The organism is Lentisphaerota bacterium (assembly GCA_016873675.1).
GTDB lineage: Bacteria > Verrucomicrobiota > Kiritimatiellia > RFP12 > JAAYNR01 > VGWG01.
Genome location: VGWG01000049.1, coordinates 1 through 21921, shown reverse-complemented (window position 1 = coordinate 21921; position 21921 = coordinate 1). Strand labels below are relative to the sequence as shown.

Sequence of the window (21921 nt, the reverse complement as noted above, 5' to 3'; positions counted from 1 at the left end):
GCGTCTCCGACGCATGATCAGAGGACATGAGGATGCCCGAACAGATCAATAATGTCAAGCGGACTTTTCCCTGATCGCCCCCCCCGCACGGTTTTTTTAAATTTCCGCTTGACAGTGTCGGCGAGAGGGTCTATACGCGTGTCTAACAAAGGACCTCTTGGCTTCAGTCGTCCGAGTGAGGCGGCTGGCGAGGGCAGGCTAGGCGAAGCGTTCAGCGACAATGCAGAGAAACGCGACACAGAGGTTTCAAGGCATGTTCTGCTTCGGAGGCAGGCACGATGGCCGCGGCGCGATGCGCCCGGCCGTTGGCGTATTCGGGGGCGACGCCGGTCCGAAGAGACCCCAAAAACAGGAGAGGTGCAGTGAACACAGTTTCACAGCACGAGGGAGCGGCTCCATTCGTCTTGATTGATCAAGACGATGAGCCTCCGAGTTGTATTTCGTCGTTCTTCGGAGCGGCGAATGAGTTGACGTCCGCACCGGCCGCCGCGCCGGGTGCGAAGCGGGTGATGCGGATGACGCCGCGCATCCGGGCTTTCAGACGGGTGTTCTTCCCGGAAGCAACCGACGCGCAATGGTCGGATTGGCACTGGCAACTGCGCAATCGCATCCACACCCTGGATCAGCTTCGCCTCATGGTGAATCTGACCACCGAGGAGCGGGTGGCGCTGGAGCAGACATCCGGGATGCTTCCGGCCGCGATCACCCCGCATTACATGGGATTGGTGTCGGCGCACGATCCCGATCAAGCGATCCGGCGGATGGTGATACCGACGGTCTACGAGCTGCGGCGCTGTCCCGGCGAGGCGGACGACCCTCTGGGCGAAGAGGGGCAAAGTCCGGTCCACGGGCTGGTCCACCGCTATCCCGACCGGGTGCTGCTGCTGGCAACGGACTTCTGTTCGACCTACTGCCGCTACTGCACGCGGTCGCGGGTGGTCGGCCAGGGCGACCTGACGCCCAGTCGCGAGCGTCTTGGCGCGGCGTTTGCCTACATCGCCAGCCATCCTGAGATCCGCGACGTGCTGCTCTCGGGGGGCGATCCGCTGACCCTTCCTGACGACCAGTTGGAGTGGATCTTGGCGAGCCTGCGCGCCATCCCGCACATTGAGGTCATCCGCATCGGCACGAAAGTTCCGGCCGTTCTGCCGCAGCGGGTTACACCACAGTTGGCACGGATGCTCCGCAAGTACCATCCGCTCTGGATGAGCCTCCACTTCTCCCATCCGGATGAGTGCTGCTACGAGACGACCCGTGCCGCCGGGATGCTGGCCGACGCGGGGATACCGCTCGGCTCGCAAACGGTGCTGCTGAAGGGGATCAACGACTCGGTCGGGACAATGAAGGCGCTGATGCACGGTGTGATGAAAATGCGGGTCAAACCGTATTACCTCTACCAGTGCGACCCGATCTCCGGGTCGCAGCATTTCCGAACGACCGTTGCCCAGGGGGTCGAGATCATCCGCGGTCTCCGCGGCCACACGAGCGGCTACGCGGTGCCGACCTATGTGATTGACGCGCCGGGCGGCGGGGGCAAGATCCCGATCGCGCCCGACTACGTGACCGCCCGCGACGGGACCGATCTGGTCCTCAGCAACTATGCCGGGGGCGTCTTCCGCTATCCCGACACCGCAACCCCCTGACCGGTGGCTGCATCATTGAGTATGCGGGATTCGCAGCTCCAAATGGGGCCGGTAAGGCCCTGTTTGGAGTTCTTTTATATGCCGCCGATGCTCGGAAGGTGCGGCAGAGTCATCATGAAGGCGCGTGCAATACCCCTTCAAAGGTGTGACCACCCGTTTTGTAAGCGCCTCCTGCACGTGCACATTCGTAAAAAGGATCGTTGACAGCCAGAACAAGGATGCAGTATAGTGCCGGGCCTGTCTGATCGGGTTTCACGCTGGGCTGTTCCTTTCCTTTGGCATGTTTTCTGCTATTACCCTTCCGGCGCATATGCGGTGCGTCCGGTGAGCATCAGGGGCGGTGGGTTATGCGGAGGCTCGAAAAACAATTTGCGATTCCACGGGTCGGGCTGTACGCGGGCCGTCTGGGGGTGTTGTTGGTGTGCGCCGGGTTGTCGGCCGTCGGCGTTGGCCGTGCGCAGACCACCCTGGACCGGGACGAGGTCACCATTTCCGAGGCCGATTTCAAGAAGCTGGACACCTTTGAGGCGACCACGTTGAGCAAGGCCGACAAGGTGTTTCTCAACAAGGAATATCGGTCGGCCGCCGTCGAGTACAATGCGTTTGTCGTCGCGAACCCCCGTTCGCCCGCTGTGGCCTACGCGCTCGTGCGCAAGGGTCGCAGCCAGATGTTTGACAACAAGCGGAGCGAGGCGGTGCGGACGTTCAAAGAGGTGGTTGATTATTTCCCGGATGAGGTGCTGTATGCCGCAGCCGCGCTGTATTATCAAGGGGTCTGTCATTTCGAGACAGGCAACAAGAAGAACGCCGTGATCGCGTGGAAGAAGATGGTGGCGGATCCCGGCTACGCGAAGCATGTCCTGGCCGGACCCGCGCTGGTCGGCATCGCGAATGATCTGTATAGCGAGGAAAAGTACGCCGACGCGGTCAAATATTATGATCAAGTCGCCGTTGAGTTCCGTTCCCTCCACCCCGAATCGGCGTGGCAGGCGATTGATCGGGCGAGTTACATCTACATCCGGCTGCAGACCGACAACAAGAAGATGAGCGATTTCTATACCCGCGCCAAGACCACGCGGCAGAAACCGGAAGCGCCGGACGAGACCAAATACTGGCAGGACATGCGCGTCATGATTGACCGGTTCGGCGTCTTTGAAAAGGAGGAGGACGCCCAGCGGATAGCGTATTACCGGTATTGGTCCGGCGTCATGGAGGGTCGGTTCCTCGACGATACCGAGTACCGTCTGGTTTTGGCCGAGTTCCGCTATCGCGAGGAGGGCGACATCGACAAGTGGGTGGCGCGCCTCGACAAGCAGTTTGCCGCGACCTACAAGCCCGGTCTTTTCGATCTCGTCTGCCGTTTCATGGAGGAGTTCGGTAAGAAAGGTCAGCAGGCGAAGATCAAGGAATACTACGGCAAACTCAACTTCGCCAAGATGGACAACGAGACGATTTTCCGGCTGATGAAGGTCATGGTGTCCTCGCTGAAAGACGTTCCGATGGCGAAGAGCGCCTACAGCAACATCAAGCAGAACCTGTGGAACGACAAAAACCGCGACGATTTCATCGCTTGGGCCAAACTGGTTGACGAGGGGATGGTCATCAACGCCTGCCAGAACATGCGGGCCCCCGATTATGGCCGTTTCGCCCTGCTGGCGTTCTACCATGGGCTGGGAAAGAGCGGGAGCAGCATCGCCACCGATCCCATCGAAAAGGGGCTCAAGATCTCCGAAGAGGTGATCAAGATGCCCGCGTATGCGGACAAGGCCCAGTGGTTGAGGGCGGAACTGTTCGAAACGAACGGGGAATTTGCCGAGGCGATCGAATGCTTCAAGCTATCCTCCAACGAGCCGGAGAAATACTTTCGGATTGCGGAGCTTCTCCTGCGTCTGAAACAGAAGGAGCAGGCGCTGGCGGAATTGCGTGGTGTCGAGAAGTTTTTTGAATCGGCGGCCTCGCGGGCGGCGCTGCGCATCGCGTTCGTCTACCAGGGCGCGAAAGAGCAGGCCAATTTCATCGGCGCTTTGAGAGATGTCATGAAGAAGTACCCGAAAAGTCGCGAGTCAAACACGGCGCATATCCATTTGGAGCGTCTGAAAGTTGGTCCAGGAGGAACAGATGATGCACACTAAACGCAATCCACTCACCTGCTTTGCCGTTGTCACCCTGATGGCCGGGGCGAGCGTGCTGATGCTGCCCGTCGCGGCGCGTGCGCAGGGCAGGACCCCGGCGGCGGCTCCGGCGGCGGCTCCGGGCGAGCGCGACGCGCCGCCCACGGCGGCGATGGACCGGGCGGCGGCGGCGGCTTCGGGCGAACTCGAGGCGCGCCGGTTGCTGGATCTCGGCAAGGAACTGCTCGATTCGGGCGAACGCGACCGCGGACTCAAGATGATTGAGACGGTGATCGCGCAGTTCCCGTCTTCCCGCTCGGTCTTCCCGGCCTGTCTGGCGCTGGGCAAGCACTACATCAAGGCCAACGAGAAGGTTCCTGAGGCGATCAACTATCTGAACCGGCTCCGGGTGCTCGAGCCGGAAGACAAGCTCGCCATGGGCGAGGATCGCGAGTGGTTTCTGGAGGCGATGTACCTTACGGGGACGGCCTACTTCCAGACCCGGCAGTATGCCCGCGCGTTCCCCGTGCTCCGCCATATCACGACCAAGTACCCGAACACCATGTGGGCCAATCAGGCCTATTATTACATCGGCATGTGCCACTTCGCCCAGGAAAACTGGAGCAAGGCGATCGAAGCGCTCAGCCTGGTCGGAACGTTTGTGGATCCCGACAGCCCGACCATCGCCTTCGCCGAAGCCGGCCGGCGCTTCTACGTCAAGGTTGAGGATGCCGACTTCCCCATCATGCTGAAGATGGGCAAGAAGATCTCGATGGTGCTGGAGACCGATGCGGGCGACAAGGAGACCATTGAGTGCCAGCTCCTGACGCCCGATGCGCAAATTTTGATTTCCTCGCTGCCGACGGCGATCGGCGTGCCCGTGCCGGGCGACCGCGTGCTTCAACTGGTGGGCGGCCAGAAGGTGACCGCGAAGTTCATTGATGAAAGCACGCGGGACGGATCGGGCAATGTGTTGCGCACCGCCACGGTCCGCATGGTATCCACCGGAGCGATCGACCTGCTGATGGGCGATCTGGAGACGCGCGCGGCCGCCGCGTTTCTCGGCCAACCGCTCTTCATCCAGGTCATGGATGCCGATCTGGACACCAGTGACAAGGCCGAAACAATCACCCTGAGCGTGATCTCCCGCTACAAGGTCCGCTCGGAGGACGGGGCGCAGTCGGCGTTTGCCGACGCCAGCGCGATGCGCTACCAGACGCGCGACCGCGTCGATGTGAAACTCGTCGAACAGGGCTCCAACACGGTTTTCCGCAGCGGCCGGTTCGCGGGTTACGTCGACATCGTGCGCGCGGACGAATCGTTGTCGGCGGATCAGTCGGACAACCAGCTTGCCTGCTCCGTCGAAGACGAAGTGTACGTCGCCTATACCGACAATCTGCACATCCAGGGCGACGTGCCGCGTGTCGTGGATGCCGTCGTGACGGTGGCTGGCGAGATCAACAACACCGTCGAATCAACGACGGACGTGGTGTTTGATCCCGTGTTGCGGGCGAAAAAGAACCTGGTCGAGGCCAACGCCTATCTCGAACTGGCCCGCATCTTCAAAAGCATGGGGCTGATGGGCGGCACCATCGCGCGGGTCGCCGAGGGAATCACGCGTGTCGAAATGGTCATCACCAGCGACAACCGCGACATCGGCGAAGCGATCAAGCAGGAGGCGTTCAAAGCCAAGTGGGAGCTCCACATCGAGGCCGGCCAGCTTGTAGAGGCTCTGGCGACCTGCGAGACCTTCAGCAGGTTCTACCCCGACTCGCCGCTGGTCGCCGACGCGCTGCTCGGCGTGGGCAAGATCCGGCTGGAAGAAAAACAGTATACGGAAGCGATATCGGTTTTCAAGAAGATTACCCAACTGGCGAGCGCCAGCATGGACGCCAAGGCCGAGGCCCAATTCGAGATTGCCAAGACGGAAGAAGCCATCTTTCAGGCGAATCTGGCCAAGGCGACCGGCAAGACCCGCGAGGCGATGCTGAAAGCCGGCGACAGCACCTCGATCCAGTCGTACATGACGTGCGTGCAGCGGTATCCCAAAAGCACCTTTGCCGGCCCCGCACTGGGCAAGGTGATCGATTATAACATTGCCCAAAACGACCTGGCTCAGGCCAATTCGCTCCTGGAACAGACGTTTCAGGACTATCCCGACGCTTCGTTTCTCGACGCCATGCTGATGAAGTGGGTGTTGGTCGCCTTCCAGACGGGCGATTTTGTGAAAGCCCAGGAGAAGTGCAAAAAGCTCCTTCTGGAATACCCCGACAGCCCGCACGCTGAAACTGCGCGAGCGGTGTTGCCCAAGATCGAGGCGCGTTTGATGTAACCGTTGTACAGAACGAAACAGGAGAAATAGTTCATGAAACGATTCATTCTTGTCACGTGCATGCTCGGGTCGGTCTGGACGGCTCTGGCGCAAGCCTCCGCAGCCGCCCCTGCCGCAAAACCCGGGGCTGATAAATTTAACGAGTTGCTGAGCCGCGCGCAGAGCTCGGTTGAAAGCCTGCTGCCGGAAGAGCTGATCACCTTGTTGCAGGAGGGTCGCGACATCGGCCAGCCCCAGATGGTGTCCAGTGTTCTGCGCAGCTACCTGTCCCGGCGCGCCGATCCGGGTCCCCGGATCTTGCGCCTCGCCGCTGAGAATGCGAAGCTGGTGGGCGATTATTCCGCGGCTGCCGCGCGCTACCGGCAGTTCCTCCAGATTGCGCCGGTGGACGCCGATTCATCCCAGGCGGCTGGCGAGCTCTTTCAAGTTTTGGCGGATTATGCCGGGAAGAGCGGCGAGGCGTGGGCCGCGAACAACGACTTCGGCGACAAATTCCGTCAGGCGGCCTTGCCCCGGCAGTACGACGGATGGTATCTCGAAACCTGCTTCCAAACCCGCGCCACCGGTGCCATGGCCAAGCGGCTGCTGTCGGCCTTTTCCGAGAAACTGCCGCTGGAACAGGAGCGTTTCGCCTACTGGCACCACCTGGACCGGCTGATCAACCGGCTGGAGACGGTCTATCCCGGAAACGCCGATGCGATCATTCCGGCGCGCGCCCTGATCCCGCTCATCCGCCAGGATCCGGTTCGGCAGGCGCGCCTCGCATTTCTGATCGAGAATATCGCATTCCACGAGACCCGCGCCGGGCGCGATGCCGTGACGCTCAGCCGCGCCATCGAGCCGGTGATCGCCGCCGCGCGGACCTATCTGGATAACGCGCCGACCGCGCAGACGCTGCGCCACATCATGGCGGCCTTCGCGGGCGGGCCCGATCTGCCGCCCGCTCCCGGCCGTGCGCCAGGGCAGCCTGATCCGGGCATCTGGAACGCCGCCGCCGCGCAAAAGAGCGAGTTCTTTGCCACCTACGGCTTCAGCAAGCTTCCCGACGCCGAGCAGGTCGCATTCATCAACTGGTCCTGGTTCTGGCTTCCCGCCGGTCTGGCCACGTCCGACCAGTGGATCGCCCTCGGCGGCAAGCACCCGAAGGTCTTCCAGATGACTGCGGCGACAGCGATGCTGCCGTGGGTCACGCAGACCACCAACATGGCCGTTTATAAGGCCCAGGCTTCATTCCTGACCGGCCAGCCGTTTTACAAGGCCGCCGTGATCAACGCCATCGCCGCAGCCAGCGATCCCAGCGGTTCGTTCCAGCACCTGCTCGCGCAGGAATCGTGGCACATGCCCTTCCGGGATGTGACGGTGCAGGCTCCGATCGCGCAGCGCGATGTCGAGGTCTTTCCGTATCTGGTCGTGAACCACATCATACCGGCCTGGGTCAATCTGAAAGGATTTTCCAAACCCGCCGAACGCGATGACCACTTCCAGGAGGCGCAGCTCGCCTTCTTGGAAGGGCCGCTCCTGAACAGCGTGATGACGCCCTTCTCCCCCCAGCATATCCGTCAGGCGCTGCTCAGCGCGTGGAATTATTGCAGCACGGACGCGGCACGCCGGGACCGCTTCATCGCCCTGCTGGGCAAGCTGGATTGGGCGCCCTTCGTGCCGTTCTCAGGGGTGGAGAATCGCGACAAGGTGTTCGATGCCGCGCTGACCGCCTTCCGCGGATGGAGCCAGACGATGCGGAAGCAGGCCGACAGCCTCGTCGGCAAGACGGGTGAGGCGGAGGTCAAGCGCCGCTCCGAACTGGAAGCCGTTGTGAACCAGATCGCCAAGATCGAAGAGGCGTTCAAGCAGGCCATCGCGGCCAAGGTTGATCCGGCCAAGGCGCCGAATCAGCAGTGCCGGGACGTCGCCGTGATGCTCAAGGCCGTGGAGGCCCGCGACGCCGCTGCGTATGCGTCGGCGGCCAAGTCCCTGTACGGGTCCATTCGCGAGTACCAGAAGAACAAGACCCCCTTTGGCGAGAGTCTCCTCGAGTTCCTCATGACGCCGCGCCCCGACGCGATGGGGTGTCTGGACCAGCAGATCGGGATGTTCGTTGACCAGCTCGCCCTGCGCCTCGAAGACCCCGCGCAGCGCCGCGGCGCGACGGCCTGCGCGCGCCGGCTTGCCAGCCGCAACGGCTGGCGGATCGAGGGTGGCATGCTCCGGCCGCGAGCCGAGGATAATGAGATGCGCGACAAGCTCGCCGAGACGCTGGCCAAGGCGATTCAGGCTCGATCCTCCAAAGACCTGTGGGACGCCGAGGTGTTCAGTTGGTACCGGGGGGTCGCCCGGCCGGATGGCGCACAGGCGCTGGCGGTCTTTTCGGAGATTATCGACCGCGACATTTTTACCAAGAATAACGCTACCCCTTACAACTACAGCCCGGTTTGCAGCTATCTGGCACTGGTTAAAGAATTTCCTGTGCTGCAGGCCAAGTATCCGCAGCAGTCGTGGTTTGACGACCGCATGGCGGCCGAAATCAAGCGAACGGGGAAGGTCGATCAGGCGTACTGGACCTACGCCGGCGACAATGAGAAGAAAGTGGCCAACGCGATTGCCGAGAAGTACGCCTCCGACACGTCGTATGCGGTTTATCTCGGCGCCCCGGGCAAGCCGGAACGGGTGTCCCGCGACGAGTATTACGCGATTGCCGAACGGATCAAGTCGGCATCCGCTGCGGCCTACACCGACTATCAGAAGAAACTGGAGGCGGAGTTCGGCAAGACCCGTTTTGACCCGCTGGCGGCTGGCCTGGTGTCCATCGCCATGATGCCGGTCAAGACGCCTGACGAGCGCAAGGCGTTTTTCGACCGCCTGCGTGCCTACACCGCGCTAGCAAAAGATGCCCCGTACCCATTCCCGATGCCCGCCCTGCCGCAGGTCAACAACCTGCAACTGGGAGGAACCGCGCCGCTGACGGACGAGGAGGTTCTGGCTCTGGCCGGGTGTCTGCGTCACACGCGCTGGATCGCCTACAGCCCGACCGATGATCGTCTGATCCAGCTGGTCAACGATGGTCTGCTGGCGCGCGACAAGGTCGCCGAGTTGCTGCCTCTGATCCCCGAGATGTGGCGCATCGTCGCGTTGCAGGGCCGACGTGACTCCATAGCGCTTCTCGGCGGCATAGCGGCCAAGCTGATCGAAGAGGACCGGACCGTGCCGGCGGCTGCACACAGCACCATTGGTCTGGCCGTTGCGGGGTCCCGGCTTCCCGATGACATTCGCAATGCGCTGGCCGCGATTCGCACGAAAATGCAGTCGCGGGTGGGTGAATCCCTGACGGTCAGCAAGACCGACCGGCGGTACACAATCCTCGCCGCCCAGGCGCTCTTCCACTCGGGACGGACGGACAGCGCGTGGGACCAGTACAGCCAGAACCCGGGTCTGGCGCTCTCGGAATTCAAGGATCTGGATCTGGGCTTTGTCATCTGGATCGTCGAGCGCCTCACAGCGCTCGGCCAGTATGAGGATGCCGAGAAGCTCGCCCAGACGCTGCTTCAGTGGATCGAGGTCGCTCCGCAGGGCTTTGACACGGGGACCCGGGCTCAGGTGCAGATCTCCTACGCCGACATCGCCTTCGCCCGTCAGCAGTACCCCCAGGCCAAGGCCCAGTACGAGCGCATCGTCTCGGCGAAAGATTTTGCCGACACTCAGGGCGGCTATCGCGCCGAACTGAAGATCGCCGAAGTGGACCGGTTGATGCGCGCGTGGGACGCCGCGCTCGAACGGCTCGAGAAGCTCGACAAGCTGCGCGACACCTATATTCAAGCGGAGGCGCGCTATCAGATGGCGTTGCTCAAGTTCGACCAGGAGGATTACGTCGGCGCGCGCGAGCAGCTCGCACGGGTCTTCGCCATTTCACCGAATCACAGCCTGGCTGGCCTGCTCGAAGGAACGGTGAATCGGAAAACCGGCAAGCTGATCGAGGCCACGGACATCCGGATCGGCGTGCCAGCCGACCAGCAGACCATCGTTCCCGGACGGCCGTTCCAGGTGAACCTCGAAGATCGCAACCTGTCGATCGTGCGCAAGGCGACCGATATCGAAATCCGGGTCTGGACCGACTCCGGCGACGAAGAGTTCTTCCTGCTGTTTCCTTTCGGCGACTCCAAGACGCGTTTTCGCGGAGAGATCCCCACGACGATGGCGATTACCGCCAAGGGAGACCGCCTGCTGCAGGTGCTCGGCGCGGACAAGGTTCACTTTGGCCTGTCCGAACGCTTCCGCAAGGCCGCCAATATCACGCGTGATGATGTCGGCACCCTCGGCGTGATCACCGATGGCGAGTTGTTTGCCGCATCGGGCAGCATACCGACGCGCGAGGAACAGCAGCGGATGGCGATGGAGGCCAGCATTCGCGGCGACTTGCAGAAGGCTGGATCGAAATCGCCTGAAAATGCCCGCCTCCTGCAGGTGCTGAACGCGCCCAAGGAAGGCGCCGAGGCCGAGGTCAAGCTCAGCGCGGTCCGCTCCACGACCGAGATCAAACCCGGCAACCCCGTCTATATCCGCGTGATTGATCAGGACGGCAACACGACCCACCAGAAAGACACGCTCGCGGTCAGGGCCATGGCGACGAGCGGCGACACGGTCAAGCGGGTGGTTCTCACGGAAACCGACACCCATACCGGCGTGTTTGAGGGCAAGCTGACGACGCTGTCGGCTCCGGCCACCGCCTTCGCCTCCGATACGGCCGAGGGGCGCGATCCCACCGCAGTGATCGTCGCCGACCCGAAGCTCCTGCCATGGGCCGGCGTGACGGCCGATAATAATCGGAACAAGACATTCACCGTTGACTTGAAGGACAGCGTCGCCTTTGGCAAACTGACGATGACGGCGGATGTGGCCGGACGCAAGCTCAAGCGGTTTGCCCTGGAAACGTCCAAGAACGGCTCCGATTTCTCGTCGGTCGGCTCGTGGCCAGGCACCACGGCGGCCTGGGACGGATCCATCCGTCTGCGCCTGATAAACTATGGTCCGCCAGCGGCCGCCTTCTCGGCTAAACAGTTCGACAAATTTGCCCATATCAAGGACTACTTTGATGTTGGCCGACTGCAATTCGATCACCCGGTTGAGATCATCCCAGGCAAGGTTGCCGGTGATCTGAGCCAGGCGATCAGCGCGGCCGAGACCAAGCTGGGCGGCAAGAGTCCCAGCGGTCTGACACTGGCCCATCTGCAGGGGACGTTCTTCATTCAGAAACGGCAACAGCGCACGTTTAGCGTGCAGGCAAAGACGGCTACCGACGCCGATCTCACAAAACGAAGCAAGACCCTCTGGTACCTTGCGATCGACGGCGCGCTGGGGATCCAGCCACGGGGGGCTGAGTCCGAAAGCGCGATGCGGAACAACACGGTCACCCTGACCCGCGGGTATCATACGATCGACCTGTATGCGGTGATCCCAAGCGGTTCCCCTGGAGACTATCAGCTCCTCTGGGACGTTGAGACCGATCCCTACACCGCGCCCGTGCCCCAGGCGATCTTCACGCCTGCCGAGTGGCCGGAGCATCAGCCGCCTCTCGGTTTCAAGCCGACGGAAATCAAGGCCAACGCGGATGGCACCGTGTTCGATGTCGCGTTCCCTCCCGAAGTCCGCGGCCGGGCGCTGCGGCTCAGAATCTTTGATTATGAGTCTGCCGCCCCCGAGATTCGTAAGATTGGGCTGATCGATGTCGAAGGCAAGCAGGTGCTTCCCGCCAAGGAAGATCTGATCGGCATGCGCAGTAACGATATCCTGGAGATCGTCCCGGGTGACAAGATCACGATCACTTATGAAGACCGGACCGCGATCACCCAGGCGCGCAAGACGCTCGAGGCGTTCCTGTCCGCCACATTCTATAATGCGTCGCTGAATGCCTATCTGATCGAGACCGATGTGACTCCAAATGGCACGCGCCGGGCGCTGCTGTTGCCGAACAAGCGGTTCCGGCCGGATGTCCCCATGGCCATCATGGTCAGCGATCCCGACGCAGATGAGACCGCGACACCGGACAAGGTCCCGGTGAACGTCCGTGCGACGGTCACGGGCGGAAAGACCGACTTGGTCATGCTGGAGAACAAGCCAGCAAGCGGCGATTTTGTCAGCCGGTTCTTCCCGATTCTGGGCGCGGCGAAGCGGCCGGCGGATCTCACCGTGACCGAGGAAGACGATATCGTGATCACCTATCGCGACAAGGAAAATGTTGATTATGGCGTGCCCTGGGACCGGGTGGTGCAGCTTGAGCCGCCGGTGGGTTGGATGAAGTCTCAGTTGCGCGTGTATGATTTCTCGTCGAAGCCGCTGAGCGAGGAGGCGCGGGCAAAAGCGATGGCCGCATCCTCGTCCGACAAGAAAGAAGACGCCACCGAGTCTATTCTCCCCGGGTATTCGCTGACGGGCGTGCGCCCGGATAGCCCCGTTCCGACGGGGCCGGTGAAGATACCGTTTGGCGGATCACTGGTCGTCGAACTGCTCAATCCCTCTCTGGCGTTCTCCGCGCTCAGCGAGGCCGAAATATCGGTTCAGATCCTGCCTGCGGGCATGCAGCCTCCGGTCACCAATGGCGCGCCATTCGACCCCACCCTGCCGGGCACGATCCGTTACCGGGCGCTGCTGGGCGGGGGTGGTTCCGGCAGCACGCCGGTGACGTACGCATCGGCCATGCTGGTCACGGATAAGTTTGCCGGATCGGCGCAAGACGACGGTCGCTACATGTTCACTATCGCAACCGTGCCCGGCTCGCTGGATCAAATCAAGATGCCGACGTATCAAGAGACAGAGGAAGATGGCGTAGAGATGGGCGGCTTTAGCGTCGCCTGCCTCACGGAGGATGGCGCGTCGGCGAGCATCGTGCGCAAGTTCCCGTGGCCGAAGCTGCGGGTGCGGCCCAATGACCGGCTGCGCGTGGCGATGAACAGCGCCCCCGCCGGGGCCCAGCCGAGGTGGGAGGTGTGGGATGTCAGCATGTTCGGCGATCCGATCTTTGACATCATGGACCAGCGGTACAAGGAGCCGCTCACGGCGCTTTACGTGGGGGACCGGCTCTATCTGCGCGTGGTCGACCTGATCGCCAATCTCACCATGGAAAAAGACGAGATCTCAGTCTCGGTGGTCGTCAATGGCGTTGATGAGAGCGCCAGGAAGATTTCACTGATCGAGACGTTCGAAAACACCGGGGTGTTCAAGGGCAACCTCCAGTTGGTCTATGAGGGCATGACGAACGAGACGCGGATGGCCGATCAGATCGCCGTTCCCTACGGCGCATCGATCGTGCTGCGGTACACGGCCCGGGATGGGCGCACGCTGGACCGCGCACTCTCGGTGTTCAAGGGCGCCGACGCCTCCGTCACGCCGTTCACCAAGCGATTCAATGACGCGGATATCGGGATTCAGACCCAGTTCACGATGGCCGAATCCTACTTCGAGATGGCCAAGAAGTATCGCGCGCTCAAGGAGGATGAGGTCGCCCGCCGGACGATCGCGCAGGGCAAGAAGCTGCTGGAAGAGGCGATTCGGGACTTCCCGAAAAACGAGTACCGCGTCCAAGCCGACTACCTGCTGGCCAACCTCGCGTTTGAAGAGGCCGAGCAGACCGTGCAGCCCGAGAAGCGCAACCAGCTCTACCGGGATGCGGCCACCCGCTTCGGGGACGTGATCGGCGGCTATCCCGACAGCGAGTATGCTCCGAAATCGCAGTTCAAAAAAGCGCTGGTCTACGAGCGGATGGGCGAGATCGACACGGCCTGCGAAGAGTATGTCAAGCTCTCGTACCGGTATCCCAATCACGATCTGATCGCGGAAACCATCTCCCGGCTCGGCCTCTACTTCTTCAACAAGGGGCGGACGCTCGAGAAAGGCGTTGGCGAGGAGACCGATCTCATCGCGGCGGAAGTGCGCAAGAAGCAGGCTCTGGAATTCTACCGTACGGCGGCGCAGGTGTTCGGCCGGTTGTCCGTGCGGTTCCCCGACCACAAGCTCGCGGCCAGCACCAAGGTGCTGTCGGCGGAAAACTGGCTCCGGGCCAAGGAGTTCGACAAGGCCATCACCACCTACGAGGCGGTGGTTGCTGAAAAGAAGGGCACGCCCGACCTGATCGCGCAGTCCATGTACTGGTGCGGCGACGCCTATATGCAGGCGAGCAATCCGACCGGCGCCTACCGCATGTTCAAACTCTGCACCTGGGACTACCCCGAATCCAAGTGGGCTCGCTATGCCCGCGGACGCCTGACGGACCCGGCCTTTAAGGCAATGGAATAGGAAGGCGCAACGGCCATGAGAGCGAACCGCCGCATACCTGACGCGCTGCCGCCCGCAGCCGCAGAGGCGCTGAACCCCGCCGCCCCGGAGTTGCGCGCGCTCGGCTCGCGGCGCCGCCGCGTGCTCGGCCGCCATCTGGGCGGGGAGGCCGTGCTGGCGGTGGCCCGGACCTCCTCCACCATTGACACCGGAAGCTGGTTCGGAAAGGGGCGCATCTGGCTGGCGTTCACCCCGACGGCCATGTTCATCGTAGCCCGCGGGCCGCGGCCACGGTGTCAACGGTTCCCGCTGGCGGAACTCAAGAAGACACAGTATAACACCGTAACCGGGGAACTGGTTTTCGTGCCGGCCGATTTGCCGGTGCAGACCGTCGCCCTGCCGCCTGTGGAGGCGGCTCAGGCGCTGGCGCAAATTAGGGGAGGATAAGGTATGTTAAAGACATTGATTGAAGGCGGACCGTTGATGATCATTCTGATGGCCGAAAGCGTGCTGGCGATTGCCATCGCGCTGGATCGGTGGATGGCCTTCCGCGCCAACAGCCGCGTCGATGTCCGGACGCTCAGGGCCAAGGTGCAGAAGCAGATGCTCGCGGGGAAGTATGACGACGCGATGGCGGTCTGCCTCACGACGCCGGGTCCGGTGTCGGCCGTGATGGCTGCGGGCTTGCAATCCTACATCCGGCACCGGGTGGTCACCTCGAACGGCGAGACGCTGCGCGCCATCATGCAGGACGCCATGGCCGATTATGCCCGGATGGCCATGAGCATGGTCGAAAAGCGGTTGAACGTGCTCTCGTTCATCGGCACGTCGGCGCCGCTCTTCGGTATGACCGGCACCGTGACCGGCATGATCCGCTCGTTTGCCGCCATCGCCGCCGCAGGCGATGTCGATGCCACAGTGGTGGCCTCTGGCATTTCTGAGGCGCTCATCACGACGGCTGCCGGCCTGCTGATCGCCATGATGGCCGTGATCCCCCACCATTACTACATGGGGTGCTCGGAGTCCATCGAGATCGAGGCCGCCGAGGCCGGATCCGAGATTTTGGATCATGTCTCCCTGACGCACCATGTGGCTTCGCCACAGGCGTAAGCAGAAGAGGGGCCGCGCGATGTCATTCAAGTCATTCAGAAAGCGAAGGCCGGACGGCGGTGTCCCGACCGATTCGTTCTCGGACATTGCGTTTCTGCTCATCATTTTCTTTATTGTCACGACATCTCTCAAGCGCGTCGTGGGGTTTGAAACCGAGCTTCCCGCCAGCAAGGAAGCGGAGAAAAAGACCGAGGAGAAGACACCGACGGTCACGCTGAAGGCGAACCAGATCACGTTCCTGGAAGCGGAGGTCTCGATGGAGGCGTTCAAGGAGAAGCTGGCCGACATGAAGCTCGCCGAGCGGAAGGATGACGCCAAGGTCATCTTGATGGATGCAACGATGGAGACCGATTATCAAAACTACTACGAGGTCATGGCGGCCATTTCCGAGGCCGGCGGGGTGGTCGGCATCATGACGGAGACGAAATAACCGTGAAACTGCGCCGCAGAAAGAAGATGGGCATCGCGGTGCCCACCACAAGCATGGGCGATATCGCCTTCTTGCTGATTATCTTCTTCATGGTGTGCAGCAACTTCGCCAAAGAGAGCAAGATCAAGTTCAAGCCCGTGGATGCCGAGGGTCTCAAAGCCGTCGAGAATGCCAAAATATCGGTGGTGATCGATGAGGAGAGCTCCCTCTTCCTTGATGGGCAGTTGGTCAACGACGTCCCGACCTTCAAGCTGTTGATGGAACAGGCATTGGCCAACAAAGCCACCCCGAAATCGCGGATGGTCCTGTTCAAGTGCGACCGCTATGCCTCCAAACGGGTCTTCGAGCCGGTGCTCGATGCCATCGCCAGTGCCGGGGGCATCATTGTGGCTGTGGGTGAAAAACGCAAGAGCGAGTGATGGGGATCAATGACAGGGACGAATGACAAGGAGAGGATGATTGCCATGAATCAGACCACCGATCAATCGACGAAGAATTTGGACCGCCTGCTTTCCGACTTCGCGGGCAAGCGCATCGCCTTTTGGACGATTCTCGCCATCGCCATCCATGTGGTGGTCATCGGCATGACGTCGCTCACCTATATCCGGGACACCTATGTGGACCCCGAGGGGGCGGTGGAACGCAAGGCTGCGGCTGATGCCGAGAAGAAGCGCCAGGCCCAGGCGCAAGCCGCCGCAGCCGCTGCGGCGGTGATCGGCACGAATGCCGTGGCAGGCGCCACAGGCACGAATGCCGCCGCGTCCGCTACCGGCACGACCAACGCCGCTCCGGCCGCAGCCGCAGCCGCCACGAACGGCGCCTCTGCGGCCGCCACGAATGAGGCCCGCTCGCGGTATCTGGAAGGCTTCCCCGAGAGCGCCACCAACTCGGCCGTGGCCCAGCGGATGACGGACGTCGCCGATCCGGAGGAGATGCCCACGATGGGCAGCGAGTTGAGCACGGTACTGGAAGAACCGAATCTCGGCGGTAAGTGAAAACATTCGCCCCGTTTGCATCGTGACCGCACACCGGACGCTGATACCCCATGTCCACCAGACGACATAAGTTGTTCACATGGCCCCCGCTGCTGTGTCTCTTGATGAGCCTGGCAGCGTGGATGTGCGGGTTGTTGTCTCTGGAACTTCAGGATCGTTATTTCCTGTGGAGCGTCCGAAATGCGGATGTCGCGGTGGTGTTTGGTTACGAGGGCGTGGACCGCCTGATCCTGTTCACCTCGCTGGTCGCGTGTCTGACGGCGACGCTGCTGCTGCTGGCGGCGGGCATCGGCATTTTCCTCCGCAACCGGACCACGCTCAGTCTCTACCGAAAGGCCTGCCTGCTCTTCTACGCACTGGCGTTGATGTGCGGGATGGTCGCGCATCAGGCGACCGGCGTCGTGATGACGAAAGGGTTGAGCCTCGACGGGAAGAAGGCCACTGCGTATGACGTGTTCATGTGGCGATGGGATCTCCTCTTGCCGGTGCTGCTCGCGAGCGCGGCGATCGCCGTCTTGTATCTTCTCGCGTGGCGGCGCGCGGCGATCCGCCAGTGGCTCGGGAACGACGAGACCGAACCGGCCACGGGGGATCTTTTCCTCGAAAATCTCCGCACCCATGGCAGCGACCCGCGCTATCGCAAGAGCCTGTGGACGAGCGCCCACTTCCACATCTTCGTCATTTTCATCCTGCCCTGGCTCTTGACACTCGTTCCCGGTTGCGTCAACCCCTACCGCATCAAGAAAGGGAGCGGGGACCCCGCCGTCGCCACAAAAATTGTGGTGGTCAAAGTCAAGAAACCCCCAAAACGACCGATCATTAACAAATACTCCCCGATCACGTTCAACTTTCCGAAGCTGGACGAGTCCCCGGTCGCCGAAGAGGTCGAGAAACAGTCTCGCTCGACCTACGAAACCAACGTCAGCCGCGTTCACTCAAAAGGGGGCAAGATGGGTGTGGGCGGCGGTAACACGGGCGGCTGGCCTGACGGCATGGACGAGGGTCTCGTGCGCTTCATCCGGCTCAAATACGACGGCTCAGGTTGGGATGACGGGATGGATTCCGCGACGCGGGCAGACCTGAATTTCCTGGACTACTTCCGTCAACTGACCGGCTTCAAGACCTCGACCAAGACCGAGGCCCACGCCATTGCCTTGCTCGCCCGCTATCCCAAGGGTTATGCGCCGCCCTTCGTCTACATGACCGGCGATCGTGGAATCCGGGCCTCAGAGCGCGAGATCAGGATCCTGCGTGAGTATATCGAGAACGGGGGCATGCTGTTTGCCGATTGCGGAAGTCCGGCATGGGACCGGAGTTTCCGCGAGTTCATGGGGCGGGTCTTCCCCGGCGAGAAGTTGCTGAACATCGCCGACGATGACGTGATCTTCCAGCTTCCGTTTGGTTTTGTGCACGGTGCGCCGCCCCTGTGGCATCACGGCGGCAGGCGGGCGCTGGGTATCAAGTTCAAAGGCCGCTGGGGGGTCTTCTACCATCCAGGCGATATCAATGACGCCTGGAAGAACAACCGCGGCGGCTTGTCCGCCCAGGCGGCCGATGGCGCGCTGGAGATGGGTGTGAACATCATTTATTACTCGTTTACCAACTACCTTAATCTCACGAAGAAGCTGCGTAAACAATGATCGACAAACTCTTTCCATACACGGGACTGCTGGGGGCTTTGTCGCTCATCGCCTGGGCCGGGTCGCTGTATGTCCTGACGCAGGTGATGCGCAAGGCCTCCCGGCCGCGAATCTACATGCTCGCATTGGGTTTGGTGCTTCTTTCCTCGATGCTCTACCGCTTGAAGAACGAGTACTGGAAAAGCGCGGTGACGCTTGACCGGACCGAGGAGATCCGGAAACAGATGGAGGCGCAGAAAGCGCTGGAGGCCGAAGAGAAAGCTGAGGCTGAGGCGGAGGCCGCTGAACAAGCCGCGCAAACCGCGGCCGAAAACGGCACAGCCCCCCCACCCAGAAGAACCAAAGATCTTGCCTCCGGGGTGGCTTTTGCAGAGGATGCTCCCGCCGATCTCACGCAGGGCGGCTATTCCGATTCGGTGCCGACCTATCTCGAACGCGGCAAACAGGTCCGCACCATTCCGGGGGTGACCAATCAGATCGCCGGGGTCCGGGGGACGAATCACGTGGCTGGCGCCACCAACCAGATCGCCGGGGTCCGGGGGACGAATCACGTGGCTGGCGCCACCAACGCTCCCGTGTCGCTTGATGGGGAGGATCAGACGGGCGATGAGGCGGCGGATGCGGCCCGCGAAGGCTCGACAGAGAAATACACCATTTTCGTGAAAGAGCCCCAGTATCGCCTCATCCAGCAGATCCATCGCGTCTCCCGGTTGCTGATCAATCTGCTGTTGATCGCCGTGGTGTCGACGATCCTGTGGAATTATGTCGTCACGTTTAATCTGCCGTGGACCACGTGGTGGCCGCTGCCGCTGTCGGGCGGGTCGATCGATGCGTTCTCGCCGAAGCGCCCCGCGCAGACGCTGAGGCCGGGCGACGCGCCGTATGCGCCTCCCGAAGCCTTCCTCGAACGCGCGATTCGTAAAGGTGAAAACGTGATCTATTTTGGCCGGGGCCCGATCTGGGCGTCGAAATCCTCCCTGCCGCGGCTCTCGCTGTTCATTCCGTGGTTCGGGGACCATGCCGACACGGTGTGGCCGCAGGCTCGGGCCTATCTGCTGAGGCTCTGGCATGCTCTGGGTCAGCGGCTGGCGCGGAGCGTTCGGTCTGCGATGGACCATTGGAACAGGATCGCGCCCTCATGGCATCGGCGTGTGCAGGCCACCGCTCGCTTCCTGGAACGGATGGACGATCATGTGCAGCGGATCCTGGGCGAGCTGTCCCGATTCCGTGCGCGGCAGTCCCAGCGGCCTGGCGACCGCCTGGGCGGGGAAACCGCAGGGGCCGCAGCCGGCCAACGCTTCCCGCAGCGGCTGGCCTGGGCCGGCCGGAGTCTCTGGAAAGGAATGGCCGCCCTGACGTTGATCTTGGCACGGGTGCTGCCGCCTCTGGGCCGTCGGCTGTGGCAGGAGCGCGGCGCGTTGGTGCGAGCACTGGGTTGTCTTGCGCGGTGGCTCGATGACGGAGAAGCCGTCCTGTTTCGCGTTCTGCCCCGCATGCTGGCGCGACTGGGACGCTGGATCTACCTGCTGCTGCGCGTGCTCTGCGTGGTCGGCGCCTGGTTGGGCAAAGGCGTGATCGCCTGGCCGCCGCAACTGGTTCGCTATGCACGCATGCTCCGCCGAGGCGAGCGGAAAATCACGTTTGTCGAGATCCCGCTGTGGTGTGTGCCGATCCTCCGCTATGGCGGGAAGCGGCTGCCCACGGGCAGCGAGTTCGCGTTCGACGCCGCCTGGTTCGGGCGCTACGTCCCGGTCATGAGCAGTGACGCCCCCGGCCTCGCGATGCTCCAGGACATGGCCGATATCATGAGCGAGCGCCGCCAGTCAGGCGCCATCGCGAAGCGGACGCTCCTCATCGTCTGGGATCGCGACGAGGTGGTCGATACCACCCTCCAGACGCGTCTCGCCCAACTGGCGGAAGAGGGCAATCTCTCCATCCTCACCTGGGCGCGCGGCCCGTAAGGCGCTTGCAAACCCCCTGCAAGCGCCTATCACAGCAACGCGCGCCACTCGCCGATCTCCTTGCGGCGTTCAGCGGCCCAAACGTCGGGCGTCAAACCGGGCGCGGCCGGTGGATTCACATAGGCCGCGCCGCAGTCTCGGCAGTGGCCGCCTGAGCCCAGCGGACGCGCGCAGACCGGACAGGCCGTCAGCAACACTTCGCCGCAGAAGCCGCAATACCCCCCCGCGCGCCCCGCAGGCTGCGGCCCCGGCAGGAACACAACCGACCCGGCGACCGCAAACGGGACATTGGACGGACACTCGGCCTGTGGACAGCAGACGCGCCCGCCGGTCGCCGTGAAGGCCCCTCCCGCAGGCCGTGCGGTGTCCGACTCGCCCACTTCAACATCCAGCAATACCCCAATCTTCCGCAACGTCTCGCGTGAAACAGCGTCCGGCCGCCCCAGCTCCATCATGCTTACGGCAGATTGCGTGCAGCCGGCTTCATGGGCCAACGCACACTGCGATAGGCCCTTCACCCGCCGCGCATCCCGCAGCCGCCCCGCCAGTTCTGGAGATAAACGTTCCATGGATTTCGTGTGTGCACACTATCGCCGATATCGGGGATGGAAATCAAGAACGAGTTATCATCACATTATCAACATCCGAAGATCTGACAGGTTGTGAACATATTAATAACGTTGTGAGTTTTTGCGATGCAATAGTTTATGTAGTTATTAAAAACTTGTTATCAACTGTTGATAAGTGCTTGATAACATTGCGTTACAGTAGCAGGCGCACGCAGGCGAGGGTGGTGAGGAGGATGACGATACGGTCGAAGGCCTGTTGATTGATGTGGCGCACGATGAAGACGCCCGTCGCAACGCCGATCACGAGGGCGGGAGTCAGGATCAGGTTCACCTTCAGGCTGGGCAGGGTGATCATCTGGAGATAGAGCATGAACGGCACTTTGATCCAGTTGACGATGAAGAAGAACCAGGCGCTGGTGCCGAGGAAGGTCTCTTTGGGCAGGCGGCGCGCGAGGAAGTGCAGGGTCATCACGGGGCCGGCGGCGTTAGCCAGCATGGTGGTGAAGCCGCCCAACGTGCCCATGCAGGCGGCTAGCGCCCGTCTCCGCAGCGGGTGTTCGGGGTGATCGGCGACGGGATTACGGGGTGCCCGGTAGAGGCGGTAGACGTGCAGCAGCAGAATCAAGAGAACGATCCAGCCGATGATCGGGCGCATGAGGCTGTCATCGATCCGTCCGATGAGCGCGGTTCCCGCGACAATGCCAGCCACCGCCCACGGCAGGGCGCGCCGCAGGTCGCGCCAACTCGCCGAGCGATGCCAGTGCGCCAGCGCAAACAGGTCGCCCAGGATCAGCCCGCTCGCGGCCTTGCCCGGGATGACACTGGCGACCAGAGGGATGGCGAGGATCGAGACCCCCGGCATCCCGCCCTT

At 62.2% G+C, this 21921-nt stretch carries 13 protein-coding genes; 11 read left to right on the top strand and 2 right to left on the bottom strand.

Annotated elements, in window-relative coordinates; all coding sequences use genetic code 11:
* Positions 1-278 precede the first annotated feature (278 nt).
* The 11 genes from FJ222_07635 to FJ222_07585 all read left to right on the top strand — a co-directional run bounded on the left by FJ222_07635 (position 279) and on the right by FJ222_07585 (position 20481).
* Complete coding sequence (locus FJ222_07635; protein ID MBM4164295.1) at positions 279-1643, top strand: KamA family radical SAM protein; 1365 nt, start codon at positions 279-281, stop codon at positions 1641-1643.
* A gap of 347 nt (positions 1644-1990) precedes the next feature.
* Entirely contained in the window at positions 1991-3775 is a 1785-nt protein-coding gene (locus FJ222_07630) for a tetratricopeptide repeat protein (GenBank protein MBM4164294.1), read from the top strand.
* Positions 3762-6086 carry a tetratricopeptide repeat protein gene (locus FJ222_07625; protein ID MBM4164293.1) on the top strand — a complete coding sequence of 775 codons (2325 nt, stop codon included), beginning with the start codon at positions 3762-3764 and terminating at the stop codon, positions 6084-6086. Before FJ222_07630 ends, FJ222_07625 begins: the two co-directional genes overlap by 14 nt.
* Positions 6087-6119: 33 nt before the next feature.
* Positions 6120-14366 (top strand): hypothetical protein, encoded by an 8247-nt coding sequence (locus FJ222_07620; GenBank protein MBM4164292.1) that lies wholly within the window; start codon positions 6120-6122, stop codon positions 14364-14366.
* 15 nt (positions 14367-14381) lie between these two features.
* Complete coding sequence (locus tag FJ222_07615; protein ID MBM4164291.1) at positions 14382-14792, top strand: hypothetical protein; 411 nt, start codon at positions 14382-14384, stop codon at positions 14790-14792.
* A 3-nt stretch (positions 14793-14795) separates the two neighbouring features.
* Entirely contained in the window at positions 14796-15455 is a 660-nt protein-coding gene (locus FJ222_07610; GenBank protein MBM4164290.1) for a MotA/TolQ/ExbB proton channel family protein, read from the top strand.
* Entirely contained in the window at positions 15433-15885 is a 453-nt protein-coding gene (locus tag FJ222_07605; GenBank protein MBM4164289.1) for a biopolymer transporter ExbD, read from the top strand. The genes FJ222_07610 and FJ222_07605 overlap by 23 nt, the downstream gene beginning before the upstream one ends.
* Positions 15886-15887: 2 nt before the next feature.
* Positions 15888-16304: a biopolymer transporter ExbD gene (locus FJ222_07600; protein ID MBM4164288.1), complete on the top strand. Its 417-nt coding sequence runs from the start codon at positions 15888-15890 to the stop codon at positions 16302-16304.
* Positions 16305-16349: 45 nt separating this feature from the next.
* Positions 16350-16880 (top strand): hypothetical protein, encoded by a 531-nt coding sequence (locus FJ222_07595; protein ID MBM4164287.1) that lies wholly within the window; start codon positions 16350-16352, stop codon positions 16878-16880.
* Between the two features lie 50 nt (positions 16881-16930).
* Entirely contained in the window at positions 16931-18520 is a 1590-nt protein-coding gene (locus tag FJ222_07590; protein MBM4164286.1) for a DUF4159 domain-containing protein, read from the top strand.
* A complete protein-coding gene (locus FJ222_07585) occupies positions 18517-20481 on the top strand; it encodes a hypothetical protein (protein ID MBM4164285.1) in 1965 nt (654 codons plus the stop codon). The genes FJ222_07590 and FJ222_07585 overlap by 4 nt, the downstream gene beginning before the upstream one ends.
* Positions 20482-20510: 29 nt before the next feature.
* Here the strand turns inward: FJ222_07585 and FJ222_07580 are convergent, their stop codons facing one another.
* Complete coding sequence (locus FJ222_07580; protein ID MBM4164284.1) at positions 20511-21050, bottom strand: helix-turn-helix transcriptional regulator; 540 nt, start codon at positions 21048-21050, stop codon at positions 20511-20513.
* Between the two features lie 193 nt (positions 21051-21243).
* Positions 21244-21921, bottom strand: a 678-nt coding sequence (locus FJ222_07575; GenBank protein ID MBM4164283.1) for a sulfite exporter TauE/SafE family protein, incomplete at its 5' end; no start/stop codon positions are given.

Bases quoted from the DNA above. Each gene is read 5' to 3' on its own strand.
- FJ222_07590 (MBM4164286.1), top strand. From the start codon at position 16,931: ATGTCCACCAGACGACATAAGTTGTTCACATGGCCCCCGCTGCTGTGT.
- FJ222_07635 (MBM4164295.1), top strand. From the start codon at position 279: ATGGCCGCGGCGCGATGCGCCCGGCCGTTGGCGTATTCGGGGGCGACG.
- FJ222_07610 (MBM4164290.1), top strand. From the start codon at position 14,796: ATGTTAAAGACATTGATTGAAGGCGGACCGTTGATGATCATTCTGATG.
- FJ222_07625 (MBM4164293.1), top strand. From the start codon at position 3,762: ATGATGCACACTAAACGCAATCCACTCACCTGCTTTGCCGTTGTCACC.
- FJ222_07585 (MBM4164285.1), top strand. From the start codon at position 18,517: ATGATCGACAAACTCTTTCCATACACGGGACTGCTGGGGGCTTTGTCG.
- FJ222_07605 (MBM4164289.1), top strand. From the start codon at position 15,433: ATGTGGCTTCGCCACAGGCGTAAGCAGAAGAGGGGCCGCGCGATGTCA.
- FJ222_07595 (MBM4164287.1), top strand. From the start codon at position 16,350: ATGAATCAGACCACCGATCAATCGACGAAGAATTTGGACCGCCTGCTT.
- FJ222_07630 (MBM4164294.1), top strand. From the start codon at position 1,991: ATGCGGAGGCTCGAAAAACAATTTGCGATTCCACGGGTCGGGCTGTAC.
- FJ222_07615 (MBM4164291.1), top strand. From the start codon at position 14,382: ATGAGAGCGAACCGCCGCATACCTGACGCGCTGCCGCCCGCAGCCGCA.
- FJ222_07620 (MBM4164292.1), top strand. From the start codon at position 6,120: ATGAAACGATTCATTCTTGTCACGTGCATGCTCGGGTCGGTCTGGACG.
- FJ222_07580 (MBM4164284.1), bottom strand. From the start codon at position 21,050: ATGGAACGTTTATCTCCAGAACTGGCGGGGCGGCTGCGGGATGCGCGG.